This window comes from Shewanella goraebulensis, from assembly GCF_030252245.1.
Lineage (GTDB): Bacteria > Pseudomonadota > Gammaproteobacteria > Enterobacterales > Shewanellaceae > Shewanella > Shewanella goraebulensis.
The window spans coordinates 1608234-1627241 of sequence record NZ_CP126972.1; the positions used below are offsets into that span (position 1 = coordinate 1608234).

Sequence of the window (19008 nt, forward strand, 5' to 3'; positions counted from 1 at the left end):
GAAATGAATTAACAATTCGGCATCATGGTAGTGCTAAAAACCTCAATAACAATAAGACTCATATGGGGCAATAATCTTAGATTAATGCCAGTTATTAATGATAATAAGAAGCAGGTTTATGGAAACTACAATGAACAACAGTCAGCAAAAAAGCAGTTTACTGCCAATGGCGATTGTCGCTATTCTCTTTTTCGTTCTAGGTTTTGCGACTTGGCTAAACGGCTCTTTGATGCCGTATCTAAAACAAATTCTTCAACTCACTCCGTTTCAAGCTTCACTTATCTTGTTCTCATTTTATATTGCAGTGACCTTTACAGCGCTACCTTCTGCTTGGGTTATTCGTAAAGTGGGTTATAAGTCTGGAATGGCATTGGGTATGGGGATCATGATGGTCGCTGGTTTAATGTTTATACCAGCCGCTAAGACCCAAATATTTCCATTGTTTTTGTTAGCGCAGTTGGTGATGGGAACAGGGCAGACGTTATTACAAACCGCAGTTAATCCATATGTGGTTCGTTTAGGTCCTGAAGAGTCTGCAGCAGCCCGTGTGAGTGTAATGGGGATTTTGAATAAAGGTGCAGGAGTTATTGCGCCTATGGTATTTACCGCACTCATTCTTGATAGTTTTAAAGATCGCGTCGGCACTACGCTAACTCAAATTCAGATTGATGAGATGGCCAACAGCTTGATTCTTCCTTACTTAGGCATGGCAATATTCATAGGTGTGTTAGCTTTTGCTGTTAAGAAGTCTCCTTTACCAGAATTAGAGCAAGAAGCTGAAGAAGCATCAGGCAAAGGCCAAATTAAAGAAGCGTTAGCACGACCTAACCTTGCTTTAGGTGTGGTTGCATTGTTTGTTTATGTGGCGGTTGAAGTTATTGCTGGCGACACTATCGGCACATACGCATTAACCTTAGGTGTTGAAAATTATGGTGTGATGACGTCATACACTATGGTTTGTATGGTAATTGGTTATAGCTTGGGGATTATCTGTATTCCACGATTTATATCTCAACCAAATGCCTTGTTAATAAGTGCTGTGCTGGGTGTTATCTTATCGCTTGGTATTGTGTTTGGTGATAGCGAGTCCTTCACGATTGCTAACATTATATTGGTGCCATTTGGCGGTGCTCAATTACCAGATACCTTATTGATGATTGCTTTCTTAGGTTTAGCTAACGCGATTGTTTGGCCTGCAGTATGGCCATTGGCATTATCGGGTATGGGTAAGTTAACCAGCACAGGTTCTGCACTATTAATTATGGGTATTGCTGGTGGTGCATTCGGGCCTGTATTTTGGGGGTTAACAAGTTCTGCAACCTCTCTAGGAATGCAAGGTGGCTATTTAGTGATGATCCCATGTTACTTGTTTATCTTATTCTACGCTGTCAAAGGTTATAAGATGACAAGCTGGGGCAAATAGTTGCCAACAAAGTTGCTATGCGCGACGTGATAAAACCTTTGTTAACACCTTCAAATCACTTGATTTGAAGGTGTTTTTGTATAGAGATTGGAGTCTTTCAAAGGCACAAAAATTAAATTCTTGCTTCATTCGCTTTGTTGAACATATTTATCACCCCCCAGTCTCTTGCAAACAGGTAACTCACTTTCTTATCGATATCTGACCTGTCACCAACTTTTACTGTTGATGAGGTAAACTGTCATATGAAATCAATGAGCTTTACTGAGAGTCGTAAGTAGAGCTTATAAGCCATTATTTCGCTTTTAAGTCCTAGCCTATTAATCTAACTTCGATTCACTGCTCAAAGCAGCGATATATCACCTCTTTAGCTGTCATGTTTTTGCATCATACAAAATGTAACAAGCTTTTTTTGACTGACTCATCATTTTTTTAAGATTATTTTCAGTAAATATTTAACTAATACATGCCAAGTGTTGGATGATAATCGCTCGGTTTTAGTTTGTTTTTTAAACGGTTGCATTAGATTTATATAATTTACATATTATTCACTTTTAGTATTTCGTAAATTTTTTTTAAATTTAACTTTCCTTGTTTTTTATAACTATCAGTTTTTACGTTAAATTTAAATTAATCATTTGCACCTTGTTTTATTTTTAGAACAATTAATGAGTAATAGTTTAGATGTTACTTATTTTGTTTTCTGCTTATACAAAATAAACACTTCTGTTTAGTCGTTAACAGTGTGACCTCAAATTGTAACTTGCCATAATTAAGCTGCTTACATATTATTGTAAAGTTGATTTATATGGTCTTTTTGTGACAAAAAAGTAAAGGCTTTACGTTTCCCTATCTTTTGTTAGGGGCTTATTTAGTCGTTGAATTGATTTATTTATGATCAGGTTATTATTCAAGTTTAGTTTTGAGTTTAGATTTGGTTTTATAAAAATTATTTTAATAAGTTTGTTTGCTTTTAAATTTTGCCACTTAACATCTTTATAACTTTTAAGAGTCTTTAGCGTTCACTATTTAATTTTTTGATGGTGTCCGACTTTCTTACGTTCCAATAAATTAACTTCACATAATTAATTATAAAGTCCGAATTCAGCCAATTAAAAAGGGCTGTACTTTACTAATGGAAATAAACGCGATGCTTAAAAAAACAACCGTTGCAATCGCCCTTGCCTCACTTTTTTGTGTTAATGCTGCCAGTGCCGTGACATTACATGAAGAGGACAATGGAGATTATATTAGCTTGTATGGTGAAGTGGGTGTTGGTGGTCATTTTGGTACCAATGCAGATTACAACCATGATGAGTTTTACGATACCAAAGGGTATGTAGATGACAGCTTTGCTACTTTAGGGGTTAAAGGGCAAAGACAGAAATATATCTATCGTTTAGAGCTCGATTATCAGCGTAGGAACTGGCTTGGTGGCGATGGTGAGTTTGAACTTGCCATCGACAAAATGTATGTCGGCTATGTATTTGATGACAACCATTGGATAGAGCTTGGTTTAACTGATACTGCATTTGATGAATATGATCATTATGGTGATTTCACATTCAATAAATCTGTTGAAACAGGTGAAGCAGGAGATCAGGAAAACACAGTTAAGTACGAAGCTAAGTTTGAAAATTTATTTTATGGATTTTCATATTCTTACGAAGGTGAGCATAAGAATGGCTCTCCACAAGGTGACATCGTAAACGGTTATGTCGGCTGGAAGACTGATTTTATTTCAGTTGTAGCGGGTGTTGAAACACGTGGCGGCTCAGAAGGTGAGTCTAAATATGGTGAACAAAAACTTGCAGGTTTAGGCATGCGAGTAAATATCACTTCAGATTTAGCTATTGGCTTCAATGGCTTCATTGAAGATGAAGACCTTTCTACTCGTGAAAGTGGCGATGTTCATTTAGCTTATGAAACTTTCCGCAATTACGGTCTTACCCTCAGTAGTAAATATGATCTCACAGAATCTTGGGAAATTATCGCATCAGTTAACCATGAAGAATATGAAGGTTGGGATGTAGAGAGTCCTAACTATGACTATACCGAGTTACCTGCTGAGTATGGCAAAGATCGACGCTGGGGCAGTGTTGGTTTTAATTACCGTCCAGCAAGAGACATCGTATTGTCCGTTGAAGGCCGTGTTGGTGAAGCGCCAGAAGCAGCTTACGCCTACGCTCGCATGTACTTCTAGTTTCATTCTAAGTTGAATAATTAATCGAGTTTACTATGAAGAAAAGTTTCCTCTCGCTAGCTATCGCTAGCATTATCAGTACTGGCGCGAGCGCCGCGGTCAATGACTTACTGATCACCGAAATGGTGCAAAAAGATTACGGAGCCGAATTAGGTTCTGTTGAAATTACCAATACTCACGCAACTGAAGCATTTACTTTTACAGATGATACCGCTGCGTTTATGTGGGGTAATGGTAAGTACGAAAACCAAATGTTAAATGCCAGTGGCCAACCTATTTTAACAGGTTTTGTTATTGAGCCTGGCAAGTCTTTAGTTGTAATAAACAGCGCAGCAAGTGATGAGTATAAGCAAACCATTACCGACAATGGTGGTGCTTATGTCATTGGCGAAGGCGATCCTAATACCAGTTATACCGATTTTTACTTAAGCGGTAATGATGGTTTTTACATTAAAAACGGTAATGACATTATCGACCGTGTCGGCGCAGCTGATAACACTAGTGTTTGGGCGCCAGATACGACTTTACGTCGTCGAATGGATACTGAAGGTAATGCTCCAGCACCGAGTGCTAGTTTTAATGCTTCACAATGGGAAGTGATCAGCCCACTAGATACTTCTACTGTAGGTATGCCAAATCTAGCTGAATCTTACGTACCATTTGTTTGTGCTGACTTAAAGATGATCAGTGAAATTCAAGGTACAGGTAGCTCTTCTCCTTTAGTTGGTGAAAGTGTTGCAGTACAGGGTGTTGTAACTGCAGTTGTAAGCTTACCTAAAAAAGGTTTCTACTTACGGGATGAAGTTGCTGACGGTAACCCGTTAACATCAGACGGTATATTTGTTGAAAGTGGTAGTGCAGATAGTCAGCTTGTTGGTCGTACTGTGTGCTTGGGCAGTGAAGTTGCTGAAAGCTACGGTCAAACGCAATTAGCAGCAGATACTTGGGAAGTAACCAACAGCGAATATACGCCAACTGTAGCGACTAATATTGAAGTGCTTGAGTCTGATAATGGCTCTTTTGCAACTACGCTTGAGCGTTATGAAGGCATGCTAGTTAACTTACCAGAAGATATGAATCAGCTGGAGGAAGGTGAGCAAAACATGCGTGTTTCGCGCAGCTTCAGCTTTAACTATGATAGCTTCCGTAATAACATGACTTTGGCTTATATGCGTCCAAATATGCAGCCAAATCAGCTAAATGTCGCAGGGAGCCCTGAGTCCGTCGCCGCAGCTGAGCAAAATGATGATTACCGTTTAGTGATTGAAAGCTCATCTTCAGCAGCTAACGGGGAAATTCCGTATTACCCTAATTTTGGCATCGCACCTGAAAACAATTACATCCGAATTGATGACACTGTAATTGGAATGGAAGGGGTAATTAATTACAGTTTTGGTGATTACAGCTTAACGGTAACTAATGAGCTAACCAGCGATAACTTTGTCCATAATCTCCCAAGAACCGATAGCCCTGACCTAGATGAAACGGTAGCAGAAGATCACTTTGCTATTCGTGTAGCAAGCCAAAACTTGTTCAACTACTTTAACTCTCCGTTTGGTGGTGATCAGAACCAATTTGGCCAAAGTCGTGGTGCTGATACCTATGACGAGTTTATACAGCAAAAAACCAAATTAGTCGAAGCAATCCGTGCACTTGATGCTGATGTGGTTGGTTTGATGGAAATGGAGAATAATGGTTTCGGTCTGAAAAGCGCGATAGCTGATCTCGTTAATGAAGTGAACGTTTACTATAACGATGAGTATGCAGATAACTTTGATAAGCCATATTCAACTGAGAATCGTTATGTGTTTGTAGGTTTCGATCACAATGGCAACCAAGTTCTTGATGAGCTTGATTCATTGGGGTCTGATGCAATTGCGACAGGTATTATTTATCGTCCAAGTAAGTTAAGCATTGAAAGAACACGTGTTGTGACTATGCCACAACAAAAAGCACCGACTATTGTTAACGACAATAATGAGGTAATTAAAGACAATAATGATGAAATCTTAGAAAGTGGCCAGAACTACCATCGTGATGCATTAGTTGCTACTTTCTTCGTTAATCAAACGGGTAAGCGATTAACCTTAGCGGTTAACCATTTCAAATCTAAAGGCTCAACTTGTTGGGAAGACTGGCAGGGTGTTGAGTTCGGTGATGCGACTAAATGGACTGAAGATGCTCCAGATCTTGATTTCCAAGGTTCATGTGCAGAGTTCCGTATTTCTGGCGCGGTGCAATTGGGCGAAGAATTAAAATCAGTACAAGGTGATTCGATCATCTTAGGTGATTTAAATGCTTATGCTCAAGAAGATCCATTGTTAGTCTTAACTGAAAACCCACGTAACAAGACACTTACCACCGCGAGTCATACCTTTATCGGTAGTAAACCACAGTTCAACACTGATGGTTCGCCTACATCAATTACTCATAGCTACGGTTACATCGATATCGTATCGAAAGTATTTGCAGAGAAGGGTAAAACGCCTTGGAGTTATTCATTTAATGATGAGGTTGGTTCTTTGGACCATATCCTAATTTCACCATCACTTGAAAATCGTGTGGTTGATGCGGCCGATTGGCACATCAATGCTGCCGAGTCGAACCTTTTCGATTACAACAATGAGTATAAAGGTGATTACGACAACTTAGTTAATAAGTTCTACGCAGAAGATCACTTCCGCTCGTCAGATCATGATCCAGCATTAGTCTCGCTTAGCTACCTACCTGGCGAGGTTGATTCAGGCGTTCCTGTTTATCTAACCAAGTTAAACAAACTCGCTAAAGTGCCGTATCAAATCCCAGAAGCTGCAGGTTCAATGATGGGCGATATCGCCACTATCAAACTGACCCCAAAAGACAGTGATGCCCAGCTTGATTTAAGTCAGCTAGTAGAACCTAACGTGGTCTTAACACAAGACGGACAAAGTCTAGTGACCTTTGAAGTGTTTGGTGCGCCATCAGCACGCTACAGCGCCAAAGTGATGATAGAGCGCGATGGTCAAGTGGTTGATGGTTCTTCAATGTCATTTGAGCTAGAGATTGCAAATCGTGACTCGCTTGTAGCTGAAATCACAGAAGAAAAACACGATGGCAGTGGTGGAACAACAGGGATATTAAGTTTGTTATCTCTACTTGGTTTATCGGCATTACGTCGCCGTAATCGTAAATAAGTTGAACTCAAATGAGGTGTTAGCTTCGGCTTCACCTCATTAATAAACATAAAGATACGACTATGAATAATAAAATAAGTACCCTAGCTAAAGCAGCCAGCCTGTTATTAGCAACTGCGTCGACTGCGGCTAACGCCGATCTTGTGATCACCGAATACGTTGAAGGTGGTGGTAACAATAAAGCAGTAGAAATCTCCAATCTGGGCGCTAACAGCGTTGATTTAGATGCTGCTCAATATGTGCTAGCTCTTTATTCTAATGGCGGAACAGATGCCGGTAACAGTGAAACGTTAACCGGAACTTTAGCTGCAGGTAGCAGCATTGTTTTCCATAATGCTAGTGCAGATGACCTGTTTAAAGTTGGCATTGAGTCAACTGTCACTTATTTCAATGGTGATGATGCTTTAGTATTAACTAAAGACAACGTAGTGATTGACCGTTTTGGTAAGTTAGGTGAAGACCCAGGTTCAGAGTGGACAGATCCTAACGATGCTAACTTTTCGACTAAAGATAAAACCTTAAGACGCAAAGCAAGTATTACTACTGGTGAAACCGATGCAGCTGCCGATTTCCCTGGAACTGATAATCAATGGGTTGTGTTTGATAAAGACACGGGTGATGGACTAGGTTGCCCTGGTGAGGGAACATGTACAGTTGAGCCTGGTGTATTACTAATTACCGAATACATTGAAGGAAGCAGTAGCAATAAAGCAGTTGAGTTATCCAATGTGGGTGGCAGCACACTAGATCTTGATGCAAATACTTATACGTTGACTATGTTTAGCAACGGCTCAAGTGAAATTCAAGATGATAGAACTGAAACACTTTCGGGCTCTTTAGCTCCAGGCGAAACGATTGTGTTCCATAATTCAAGTGCATGGGATGAGTTTAAAGTCGGTACAGAATCAAGTGTCACTTGGTTCAATGGTGACGATGCGCTAGTTCTTTACAAAGACGGTATTGTGATTGATCGCTTTGGTGTTCTAGGAGAAGATCCTGGCTCTGAGTGGTTAGACGCAAATGACCCTGATTTTTCGACAAAGGATAAAACTCTACGTCGTAAAAATAATGTCGTTGTTGGCGATACTGTTGCAACAGCTCCGTTTCCAGGTGATGACAACCAATGGGCTGTTTTTGATAAAGATACTTCAGATGGCTTAGGTTGTTCTGGTGAAGAAGCCTGTCCTGAAATTCCTGTTTGTGAAAATTGCCCTGATTTAGATCCTGTTGCAGATCCTGATGCTTATAACCGTGACGAGTACTACTCAGATGTGATTAACGGTAGTTTTGATACACCAGAAGCAATGAAACAAGCTATTTCTGTGGTTATTGCCGATGGTCATCAACAACTAAGTTATAGTGAAGTTTGGACTGTAGTAACACATTCGGATGAAGATCCAAGTGATAGTATGAACGTTCTTGAACTATATACCGGTAACTCAATTGCTAAAAACAGTAATGCTGGTAATGGAGGTAGTTGGAATCGTGAACACGTTTGGGCTAAAAGCCATGGCTTCCCAAGTGAGTCACAACTTGGTTATACCGATGCGCATCACTTGCGCCCAACTAACGACCGCGTAAATTCAACTCGTAGTAACTATGACTTCGATGAATGTAGTGATACTGGCGTTGAATTAGAAACTGCACCAGGTAACTACCTTGATACGGAAAAACGTTGTTTTGAACCAAGAGATGCTGTTAAAGGTGACGTAGCCCGCATGATTATGTACATGGATACTCGCTATCAAGGTAACGACAGCAATATGCCAGATTTGGTTGCCGTTGATTACATTACAACAGCAGAAGAAGTTTCAGCTAATGCCCCTTTGATTGGTAAGCTTTGTACTATGTATAACTGGCATCAACAAGATCCAGTTAGCGAGGCTGATATCCAAAGAAATAATGCTGTTTATACTTATCAGGGTAACCGTAATCCGTACATTGATAATCCAGAGTGGGTTCAAGCCGTGTATGGGGAAGCGTGTGGTCCTAAGTTAGATGTTGATTTCATCATTACTGCGCCTGAAATGGTTAATGAAACTGATGCTTTTGTTTTGGATGCATCAGCAACCGTTGCTGAAGAGGGAACTGAGTTAAGTTTTATCTGGGAACAAACTAGTGGACCTGAGTTAACGTTTGACGCTACAAGTGCAGTTTTATCGCTAACAGCGCCAGAAGTGACAGCCGATACTGCATTAGAGTTTGTGCTTACGGTAAGTGATGGTTCATTGGAAGCGACTCAAACCGTTGCTGTGACAGTAGTTAATGTGCCTTTATCATTTGATATTAGTTTTAGTGGTAATACTGAACTAGCACAAGGTGAAGCAACAGTTATTACTGCTTCAATTGCTGATGAACCAGAAGGTTTAACATATAGCTGGAGCCAAACTTCTGGCCAAACAGCTGACTACTCAGCAAGTGGTCTAGTGCTTAATCTAACTGCGCCAGAAGTATCAGTGGATCAAGCCTTAGTATTCCAACTTGTTGTTACAGATGGCGAAGAGCAATTTGTTAGCTCTGTAAGTGTTAACGTTAAAAACGAAACTGAAAGTGGCTGGACTAAGCCTGATGGTGCAGGCAGTTTAGGTGGAGGCTTATTGATGCTATTACCATTGGTATGGCGTCGCAGAATGGGTCGTGTGAATAGCTAGTTAAAAGCTAGTACACTTTAAACCTGTTGAATAGCCAATAAAAAGCCACTCTGTTGAGTGGCTTTTTTATTATCTTGAAAGCTAATTTATACCATTAATGATTCGATGGTTGTTCTAGCTTTTCCATAACCTGTTTTAAGCTGAAGCTTGCGGCTTTTTGTCTTGGTGGGTATTCCTTAAATGTCTCTAAGAATGTCGCCACATACGCCTGTGCTGGAACTAACAGATATGCTCGGTCGATTAACCAATCATAATAAGTGTTAGAGGTGCGGTCAGCTGTTTCGTATGGATCCATACGAAGATTGAAAATCTTAGGTAAACGAAGTTCAACAAAAGGTTCTGCCCAAATCTGTAGAGTGCCTGTGACGCGTTGCTCTAAGAAAACAGCTTTCCAGTTTTTATAGCGAAGTGCCGCTAAATCACCATCATCAGTGAAGTAGAATATCTCTTCACGTGGACCAGCTTTCTCTTTACCTGTTAGGTAAGGGAGGAAGTTATAGCCATCAAGGTGGTTTTTAAACTTTTTACCGTTGGCGCTGTAGCCTTTAAGGAGTTTATCTTTGATTTTAGTATCACCTGCTGCCGCTGCAAATGTTGGCAGCCAATCCATGTGATGCATTATTTCATTCGAAACGCTGCCGGGCTCAATATTACCTGGCCATCTCACCATTGCTGGTACGCGGAATGCACCTTCCCAACTGGTGTTTTTCTCACTTCTAAATGGTGTTAAACCAGCATCTGGCCAAGTATTCATGTGTGGGCCATTATCAGTTGAGTAAAATACGATGGTATTATCTTTGATGCCTAAATCATCGACTTTTTTAAGCAGCTGACCAACATGGTTATCATGTTCAACCATACCATCGGCGTAATTACTTAAGCCACTTGAGCCTTGTAGTTCAGGTTTAATATGAGTACGGAAATGCATACGTGTGCCATTCCACCATACGAAAAATGGTTTTTTAGACTTAACGCTTTTCTCCATAAAGTCGATAGCTGCTGAAACAGTTTCATCGTCAATGGTTTCCATTCTCTTTTTATTGAGAGGACCTGTATCTTCAATCTTTCCATCTGCTGATGATTTAATCACCCCGCGAGGACCAAATCGTTTTAGGAATTCAGGGTCTTTTGGATAATCTATATTTTCTGGCTCTTCCTCAGCATTGAGGTGATAAAGGTTACCTAAAAACTCATCAAATCCATGGGCTGTTGGTAAAAATTCATCTTTATCACCAAGGTGATTTTTACCGAATTGGCCAGTGGCATACCCTAGTGGTTTTAATACCTCTGCAATGGTTGCATCTTCGGCCTGTAAACCTATATCAGCACCAGGAAGGCCAACTTTACTAAGGCCTGTTCTGAATACACTTTGTCCTGTAATGAAGGTTGAGCGACCAGCTGTACATGATTGTTCCCCATAATAGTCGGTGAACATCATGCCTTCTTTAGCGATGCTATCGATACTTGGGGTTTGATAACCCATTAAACCAAATGTGTATGCACTGACATTAGCTTGCCCAATATCGTCGCCCCAAATAACTAAAATGTTCGGTTTACTCGCAGCAGCTGCGCTGGCGGATAGTAAACCTAAGGTAACTGCAGCAGTTACGCCTAGGAACTTCTTCATTCTAACCATGTTTATTTCCCTATATGACTGAAGATTCAAATGTGGTGAATAAAAATACACCTGTTACTAACTTAACAGCTAAATTAGTGATTTAACAAGTAGCCGAAAGGCTCGTTTACATTAGTAACGTCGTTTTCAGTATAGACACTGACTCAGTGATTGCTTGAAACTAAACCAACTTAATCAATAACTAATACAGTGATATGACAGGTAAGGATCAAAGTTTCTGATCAGTGGGGAGGAGTTGAGGTTATTATTAGGCAACTATAAGGAAGTCTTTAGTGAATTTTAGACACAAAAAAGCCACTCTATTGAGTGGCTGTTCTGTATATGGTGCCGGCACCAAGAGTCGAACTCGGGACCTACTGATTACAAGTCAGTTGCTCTACCAACTGAGCTATGCCGGCTAAATATGGTGCCCGAACCCGGAATCGAACCAGGGACACGAGGATTTTCAATCCTCTGCTCTACCGACTGAGCTATTCGGGCAACTAAACTAAGCGTTAGTTTGCTACTTCAAACTAGATGCTAACATTACTTATTACTAAGTTGTTAGAGCCTATGTCGTTTGGAGTGCGCACATAGTATAGAGATGGTTTTGATCGCGCAAGTGCTTTTTTAGCTTTTATTGCGAATGGATAACTGCATGTTGCATTAGTGAGCAATTATAAGGTTATCGTAAACTTATTCGCAGGATTTTTGACTCTTTAACTGAAAATAAGACACAAAAAAGCCACTCTATTGAGTGGCTGTTCTGTATATGGTGCCGGCACCAAGAGTCGAACTCGGGACCTACTGATTACAAGTCAGTTGCTCTACCAACTGAGCTATGCCGGCTAAATATGGTGCCCGAACCCGGAATCGAACCAGGGACACGAGGATTTTCAATCCTCTGCTCTACCGACTGAGCTATTCGGGCAACTAAACTAAGCGTTAGTTTGCTACTTCAAACTAGATGCTAACGTTACTTATTGCTAAGTTGTTAGAGCCTGTGTCGTTTGGAGTGCGCACATATTATAGGGATGGTTTTAATCGCGCAAGTGCTTTTTTAGATCTTTTTAGTTGTTCGGCTAGTTAGTATCCAAAATGGGTGTTTTTTAACGTTATAAACTAGGTTAAACGCTTTTATGCTGCGATTTGGAGCCACTATTACACATTTAAAGCTTGCTGGAGCTGTTTATTGGCGGTGTTTACTTGTCCATTTGGGCTCGGAAGTTACAACGTCAGGGTTAATAGCTACAGTTATTGCTGTTGTTTTGTTCTGTTATCCAACAGTAATCACATTAAATCCAAGGTCGATGTTAGCCTCTTGGTGAGGCATAAATTAAACCTTTCTATTAAATCGAAAGATTTTGACTTAATTTTGCGATTTTATTTTATTATTTGATCTATAAAATCAATTCCATATTAATCAAAGGGACAAGCTTGATGTTAGCAAACTCGAAAATGGGATATGGGTTAATAAGTATCCTAATTCATTGGATTAGTGCATTAACGGTAATTGGTTTATTTAGCCTAGGTTTGTGGATGGTTGATTTGACTTACTACAGTAGTTGGTACAAAACAGCGCCAGATATCCATAAGAGTGTAGGTATTTTACTGTTTGGTTTGACTTTGTTGAGGTTAGTTTGGCGTTTCATTTCAGTTAAACCTCAAGCGGATTCTGCTCATAAGCCATGGGAACAGCAAAGTGCAAAATGGGCTCATCGAGGGATATACCTGTTAATGCTAGCCATTATGGCGAGTGGTTTTCTTATTTCAACGGCTGATGGTCGCGGGATTATGGTTTTTGATTGGTTTGAAGTGCCTTCATTAGGGAGCTTTATAACTAATCAAGAAGATATTGCAGGGCTTGTTCATGAGTATCTAGCTTACAGTCTAATTGGGTTGGTGATAATCCATGGGGCTGGAGCAATTAAGCATCAATTTATCGATAAAGATAACACCTTAGTTAAAATGATAAAGCCAGTACGAAAATAGATATTAAAGCTTTAAGTGGCTAAGAATTAACAATCTAGATTATACGTTTTATTTAAGATTTACCCATTACCAAAACTTACTGACAAAGTGAATTTAATAAGGAAATACCAAATGAAAAAGCAACTTATCGCTACCTTAATCGGTTCTGCACTGTTAATGCCGTTAAGCGCCAATGCTGCCGACTATGTTATTGATACTCAGGGTGCTCACGCTTCAATTCAGTTTAAAGTTAACCATTTAGGTTATAGCTTTGTCGCTGGTCGTTTTAATGATTTTGGCGGTAACTTCAGCTACGATGCTGACAAAGTTACCGATGCAAAAATTAATGTCACTATTAATACCACGAGTGTTGACTCTAACCACGCCGAACGCGATAAGCACTTACGTGGTAGTGACTTTTTAAATACAGGCAAATTCCCTGAGGCTAATTTCGTATCAACGGGCGTTGAGGATAAAGGTAATGGTCAATTTGTATTGAATGGCAATTTAACGTTAAACGGTGTGACTAAACCAGTAGCAATAGACGCTGAGTTTATTGGAGAAGGTAAAGATCCTTGGGGGGGCTACCGTGCTGGTTTTGCTGGAACAACGGAATTTGCTATGAAAGATTTCGGCATAAAAATGGACTTAGGGCCTGCTTCTGCCAATGTGACTCTAGATCTTATTGTTGAAGGTATAAAGCAATAGGTTTGAGATTGATGCCATAAGCCGACCGCTATCTGGCTATAAAATAATGCCGCTTAACTTTACCTAAAACAGTAAACCTAAAACAGTAAAGTAATAGCGGTATTTTTGTGTCTGTTATAGATATTTAAAATACCAGATAACAGCTATTTAATCAGTTTGATTTTACCGAATACGTCAGCATTTTTATAACCTCGATTCATATCACCATCAACTGCTTTTATTGGATGAGAGCCGATAAAATTCTCTCTTTGTTTAGAACCGTCATTGTCACAATAAGCCAGCATGAACCCCATGACTTTACCCGCAGATAACTTAACCGGCGATACTTGGTTAGCTTGCTCATGCTTAAGAGGGAAGGCACTTAGACTATCATCATAGTTGTCGGGAAAGATGTGAATAGCCATTTCCCAGTATATTTTTTTAGGATCAATAGCATCACGAGCCCAAACTGTTTCAATATGTTCATTAAAGGTCACGGCTTGTTTAAGAGTTGAGAAGTCTGCGACTTGTCTATCTAACGCCACGTGGTATGCAAAAGCATTATGATTAAATTGATGTTCGCCACCTGAGGCATCTTCATCTAAAAAAACTTCAACCGTATCATCGTCCCAATAAAGCACTGTAGGATCTGCAGTTTGGTCATATAAAACATCATCTACGATTTCAGTGAGTAAATAGAGTTGGTCTTCTCGCCATAGCAGCTTGTAACGACCACTAAAATCATTAGCTGAAACTTCAGGGCCTAAAATCATGTGATCTATCGGGTGCCAATTCGCCTGCTGCCAATCGGCTTCATCAGGTTTACCATCAATAATTATGTCATTAGCCACGTAGTTGACTTCAATTGTCTCATGTTGATGCTCAACATGTTTTGAATCTTCCGCTGCTATAGCTGGATCACTAAACATTGCCGACATGATAAGCACTGTCATTAATGGTTTAGCCTGACGAAGTTTAAAGCTTAAAAGCTGTTGCGTTTTTATAGGTAAACCATGCGATATCTCTTTGAACCATTCCTTAGCCATTTTCACTCCAATATGGATTTTACTTAATATTTATTGACTACCTCAAGAGCTATAACTCACGCTATAACTGCAGCAATAGGTAGCTTATGAAATGTGTAATCTCGGTACTATGCAAGTTTGTCTAAAGTAGCAGTATAAGCTAGGAGTCTATAGCCAATTATTTTCACGTCGTTAAAATGACATGTATTTGCAATGTTGCTTTTATTGACAGTACTGCTGAGTTTATTTACTAAACAATTTACTCATAAAAAAGACTTAACCTGCAGGCAATAACACCTGTACTTGATAAATCTTGTTAGCTTCAACCGCTAATACAAACTCACCTCGTTGATCCTGTTTTAGTGAAATACCATCTATCAAGACTTGCAGACTCGAAACTGACTTACTTCGTTTTATTGTCAATTCGATGGTAGCTTTGCGAAATTGACGAGTAACTTCGATACCGTTTAATGATTGAGGCAAATGTGGCTTTATTAATAGTCCGTTACTAACGCCCTTTAAGCCAACTAATTGCTCTATGATAATACGATATATCCAAGCTACAGTACCTGTATTGAATAACTGGCTTGATTTACCTGCTTCCTCTGGATATTGAAAATAAGCGCCGCGATAATAATTGGGGATAAATACTGGCAGTTGTCCGCGAGTGAGGGCGTCTGTTTCAGATTCGGCGCAAATCATGGTATGTAATAACTCAAATGCCGCTTCTGTCTCGCCACGTTCGAAAAGGGCATAAATGTAGAAAGCACCAGCATGATTATAAACAGAACCATTTTCTCCAGTACCTGGAAATTTTTGAGTTAGTCTGCCGACTTCTTCATGCATATGGGTATAACTTGGCGCAAGCATCATCATCCCAAATGGGGTTTGCAGTTGTTGTTTAATTTGCGGCTTCATTAATTGCCATTGTTGCTCGGTTATGGCGCCAGATAACATCGAGAAACTTTGAGGGTTTAAGTAAATTCGACCTTCTTCATTATCACTGACGCCAAAACACTTGCCTGTATCAGTAATCCCTCTTGCAAACCATTGACCGTCCCAGCAGTGCTGATTGACATCTTTATTGAGAGTTTGAGCTTGGCTTATTTGCTTATCTGCATCGGCATTATGGCCAGTTATAAAGCAAATTTTTGACCACAAGTTCATGGCATAGGCACTGGCCAAACTTAGCCAACTTGATACACCTTTACCTTGATAACCGACCATGTTCATCGGATCGCACCAATCTCCTTGATTGATGTAATTAAGCCCTCGGTTATCACGTTGAGACCATAAAAAATCTAATGCTAGATTAATATGTTCAAAAACACTGAGGCCAATTTCATCATCAATAAAAACTATCTGTTGTTTTAAAAAATCAAAGTCAGCAGTCTCATTCAAATAAGCATCTATACATATCACTAACCATACACAATGATCGGTATGGGGAATTTGGTTAATGTATTTAAACTCTGAATCTGGATTGAGCAATATGCCATCAGGCATTTCGCCACTTTTATGTTGCTGCGATAGTGCTTTAATGAAGGCTGCTTTGGTTTTTTCAGGGGCGATATACATCATCCCCATAGCATCTTGCAGGTAATTGCGGGTTTGTGGGTCGGTACTTAAGCGATTTACATCACCATGGTAAAACACCTGTCTGGGGAGCCAGTGATTTACGAAGTTATCAAAGGCTTGAGTACCTGTTTTGATTTTAAGCTGGTAGTCAGCTTGAGCTATGTACTGTTGATAATCCTGTTTAGCATCGCTTAATGCTTGAGGTGAAACTAAGTACTTTTGTTTTAGGAAGGCAGCCTCATTGGCATCTTTTACTGGTGCAAAAACAAAATTAGCTTCAATTGACTCATTGGCCGTTAGGGCAATCGCAAACTGCATAACTGCTGCAGGTGTTTGGTAATGTGCGGGTTTAGAATCAAGTTGTGAACTTTTAATGGCATCAGGATTATTGAGTCCACCTTCACCTTCAAATACCGCTTGCCTGGTTTCAAAACTTATCGGGGTTAAATCACTGAGTAATACCGTGGTGTCTTTGAAGTCTTGTTGAATAAAATATTGTTCAACTTTTTGATAGGGCGTTACTGACTCACATAAAATGGCATTTAAGCTTTCATCAAAACGAGCAGATTGATTCATCCACGACATATAACCAACGGGAAAATAACTATAAACACTTAAGTCGCGTTTTTTGCTGCCTTGATTATTTACCTTAAGTTGCCAAAGCTCAGCGGTATCATTGGTACTTAATGATAGTGATAGCTCACATACTAAATCTAAGTGATTTATTTTCCAGCTAATTTTATGTTTATCTACGATGAACTCAAAGCTTGTCGGCATTTGCTTTACAGGAGCGTAGGGCAGTGAAAACAACTCGCCAGTTTGATTGTCTTTGATGTAAAAGAAACGCCCTGGGTGATGACTAAAGTAAGCATGTTCTGGCTGCATAAAAGTCTTAGCTTCAAGGGCAGGTCCATGAGCATATTTTGCTGGTTCAGGCTGCATAAACTGCGCAACTGCATACCCACGACAATTCATTTGAATCATCATGTTTTTATTCCACAAAAAACCGCATGCATTTGGCATGCTAGTTGGACTATTTAGGCTTACAGCGCCATTTTGCTGATGGTAAGTGATCACTATCTTATTCCTGAACTTGTGTCTGATATGAGCAATTTAATTGTGTATTTGGATTGTTATTTATGAATACTATTTTTGGCTATTAGTTACTGGCTCTGCCACATTCGTTGGATACAAACTTTGATTGATGTGCTGCATTTTTTGCTCATCTAGGCTGTAGTGTTTAACAACCCATACTGCTAATAGTGCGAATGCGGCAGGGATGAGAGTGTTAAGCAATAAAATCCCCATCAATGAATCGGGAGACTGTTGCTGGTTTGCCACATAACCCATTGACGACAGTAGCCAACCAATCATGGCGCCAGCAAATGCACCGCCTAGTTTTTGTGAGAATGCTGCAGCAGAGAAAATCATTGCGGTAGCCCGGCGGCCATTTTTATACTGCGAGTAATCAGCGGTATCAGCGTACATTGAAAATACCAATGGCGATTTGGGGCCAAGGCAAAAACCAATCAATGCTTGCATGATAAACATCATGGTTAAATTATTAGGTGGGATTAAGTAAAAGCCTGCGGAGAATAATGCCACTAGGCTCATTAAGCCTATCAATAAACTGCGTTTATCAAAGTAGCGGCTCAGTAATGGAGTAGAGGCGGCGCCTATTGCCAGCGAAATCATATATACCGCAGTGAAAGTGCCGATTAGGTCTTCACGGCCGACATAATATTTGAAATAAAATGTGCCCGTGCTGGCTCTAAGGGTGATGGTAAACATGATAATCAACGCCAGTGAAAACAATATAAGCCAAGGCTTATTTTTTGTTAAATCCATAATGTCTTGCTTGATGCTGGTTTGCTGATTTTTCGGCGGTGCGATACGTTCTTTAGTGGCTAAAAAGGTTAGTGTGAAAAGCACTGCTGAAATTAAACCATAGCATGTCATTGTTAGCTGCCAACCTAAGGCTTCATTGCCGTTGCCAAGCATGTTTACCAGCTCTGGTGTCATGTAAGCAACTAAGGTACCGCCAGAAAAGGCCCCGATAAAACGGAAACTGGTTAAGGTGGTGCGCTCTTGGTTATCGGCTGTGACAACGCCTAGTAATGCACCGTATGGGACGTTAATGAATGTATAAGCTAACATCATAAAAATGTAAGTACCGTAAGCCCAGATTAATTTTCCATCATCACCTAAATCTGGAACGGTAAAGGTTAGCACTCCCGCTGCGGCAATCGGTAAGATACCCAGTAAAAGGTAAGGCCTGAATTTACCAAAACGTGTTGTGGTTCTATCTGCTAATGCGCCCATTAAAGGATCTGATACGGCATCAATAATTCGAGTCACTAGCATCATGGTACCGACAGCTGCGGCAGAAATACCAAATACATCGGTATAAAAGATGAAAAGGAACACGTCAAACACTCGCCAATAAAAATTAGATGCCACGTCCCCAAGGGCATATCCCACTTTTTCTTTTAGCGATAATTTTTCAGATAGTGGTGTTGCAGGTGACATTTTTGGTTCTTGAGCCATTGTTACTATTACCTTAGTTGATTCCATCCAATTGGGTATTTATGGCGACTTTCCAGCTAACTGATTTTTATCGGCATTTATATTTAACAATTAGTGTAAGCGCTTACATTGTTGTTAGAATGTAAATGATTAATCATT

The 19008-nt window shown here is 39.9% G+C and carries 10 protein-coding genes and 4 tRNA genes; 6 read left to right on the forward strand and 8 right to left on the reverse strand.

Annotation, left to right across the window (positions count from 1 at the left end; genetic code table 11):
* Window positions 1-118: 118 nt before the first annotated feature.
* The 4 genes from nagP (at window position 119) to QPX86_RS06775 (ending at window position 9447) form a co-directional block, all read left to right on the forward strand.
* The gene (gene nagP, locus QPX86_RS06760; RefSeq protein WP_285164698.1) at window positions 119-1423 is read left to right on the forward strand and encodes an N-acetylglucosamine MFS transporter NagP; all 1305 of its coding nucleotides are present in this window, start codon (window positions 119-121) and stop codon (window positions 1421-1423) included.
* A 1147-nt stretch (window positions 1424-2570) separates the two neighbouring features.
* A complete protein-coding gene (locus tag QPX86_RS06765; protein WP_285164699.1) occupies window positions 2571-3623 on the forward strand; it encodes a porin in 1053 nt (350 codons plus the stop codon).
* A 35-nt stretch (window positions 3624-3658) separates the two neighbouring features.
* The gene (locus QPX86_RS06770; protein WP_285164700.1) at window positions 3659-6796 is read left to right on the forward strand and encodes an ExeM/NucH family extracellular endonuclease; all 3138 of its coding nucleotides are present in this window, start codon (window positions 3659-3661) and stop codon (window positions 6794-6796) included.
* 62 nt (window positions 6797-6858) lie between these two features.
* Complete coding sequence (locus QPX86_RS06775; protein WP_285164701.1) at window positions 6859-9447, forward strand: endonuclease; 2589 nt, start codon at window positions 6859-6861, stop codon at window positions 9445-9447.
* A gap of 94 nt (window positions 9448-9541) precedes the next feature.
* On the opposite strand, the gene QPX86_RS06780 is transcribed toward QPX86_RS06775, so the two are convergent.
* The 5 genes from QPX86_RS06780 to QPX86_RS06800 all read right to left on the reverse strand — a co-directional run bounded on the left by QPX86_RS06780 (window position 9542) and on the right by QPX86_RS06800 (window position 11993).
* Window positions 9542-11083: an arylsulfatase gene (locus QPX86_RS06780; protein WP_285164702.1), complete on the reverse strand. Its 1542-nt coding sequence runs from the start codon at window positions 11081-11083 to the stop codon at window positions 9542-9544.
* Window positions 11084-11405: 322 nt separating this feature from the next.
* Window positions 11406-11481: transfer RNA gene (locus QPX86_RS06785), tRNA-Thr, on the reverse strand.
* Between the two features lie 6 nt (window positions 11482-11487).
* Window positions 11488-11563: transfer RNA gene (locus QPX86_RS06790), tRNA-Phe, on the reverse strand.
* A gap of 272 nt (window positions 11564-11835) precedes the next feature.
* Window positions 11836-11911, reverse strand: a tRNA-Thr gene (locus QPX86_RS06795).
* Window positions 11912-11917: 6 nt separating this feature from the next.
* Window positions 11918-11993: transfer RNA gene (locus QPX86_RS06800), tRNA-Phe, on the reverse strand.
* Window positions 11994-12502: 509 nt separating this feature from the next.
* On the opposite strand from QPX86_RS06800, the gene QPX86_RS06805 reads away from it, so the two are divergent.
* A complete protein-coding gene (locus QPX86_RS06805; RefSeq protein ID WP_285164703.1) occupies window positions 12503-13054 on the forward strand; it encodes a cytochrome b in 552 nt (183 codons plus the stop codon).
* Window positions 13055-13165: 111 nt separating this feature from the next.
* On the forward strand, window positions 13166-13741 hold the full coding sequence (locus QPX86_RS06810) for a YceI family protein (RefSeq protein WP_285164704.1): 576 nt from the start codon (window positions 13166-13168) through the stop codon (window positions 13739-13741).
* 143 nt (window positions 13742-13884) lie between these two features.
* On the opposite strand, the gene QPX86_RS06815 is transcribed toward QPX86_RS06810, so the two are convergent.
* The 3 genes from QPX86_RS06815 to QPX86_RS06825 form a co-directional block, all read right to left on the reverse strand.
* Window positions 13885-14766, reverse strand: coding sequence for a sugar-binding protein (locus QPX86_RS06815; RefSeq protein ID WP_285164705.1), 882 nt, complete (start codon window positions 14764-14766; stop codon window positions 13885-13887).
* Window positions 14767-15021: 255 nt separating this feature from the next.
* Window positions 15022-17400 (reverse strand): GH36-type glycosyl hydrolase domain-containing protein, encoded by a 2379-nt coding sequence (locus QPX86_RS06820; protein ID WP_285164706.1) that lies wholly within the window; start codon window positions 17398-17400, stop codon window positions 15022-15024.
* Between the two features lie 69 nt (window positions 17401-17469).
* Window positions 17470-18870: an MFS transporter gene (locus QPX86_RS06825; RefSeq protein ID WP_285164707.1), complete on the reverse strand. Its 1401-nt coding sequence runs from the start codon at window positions 18868-18870 to the stop codon at window positions 17470-17472.
* Window positions 18871-19008 lie beyond the last annotated feature (138 nt).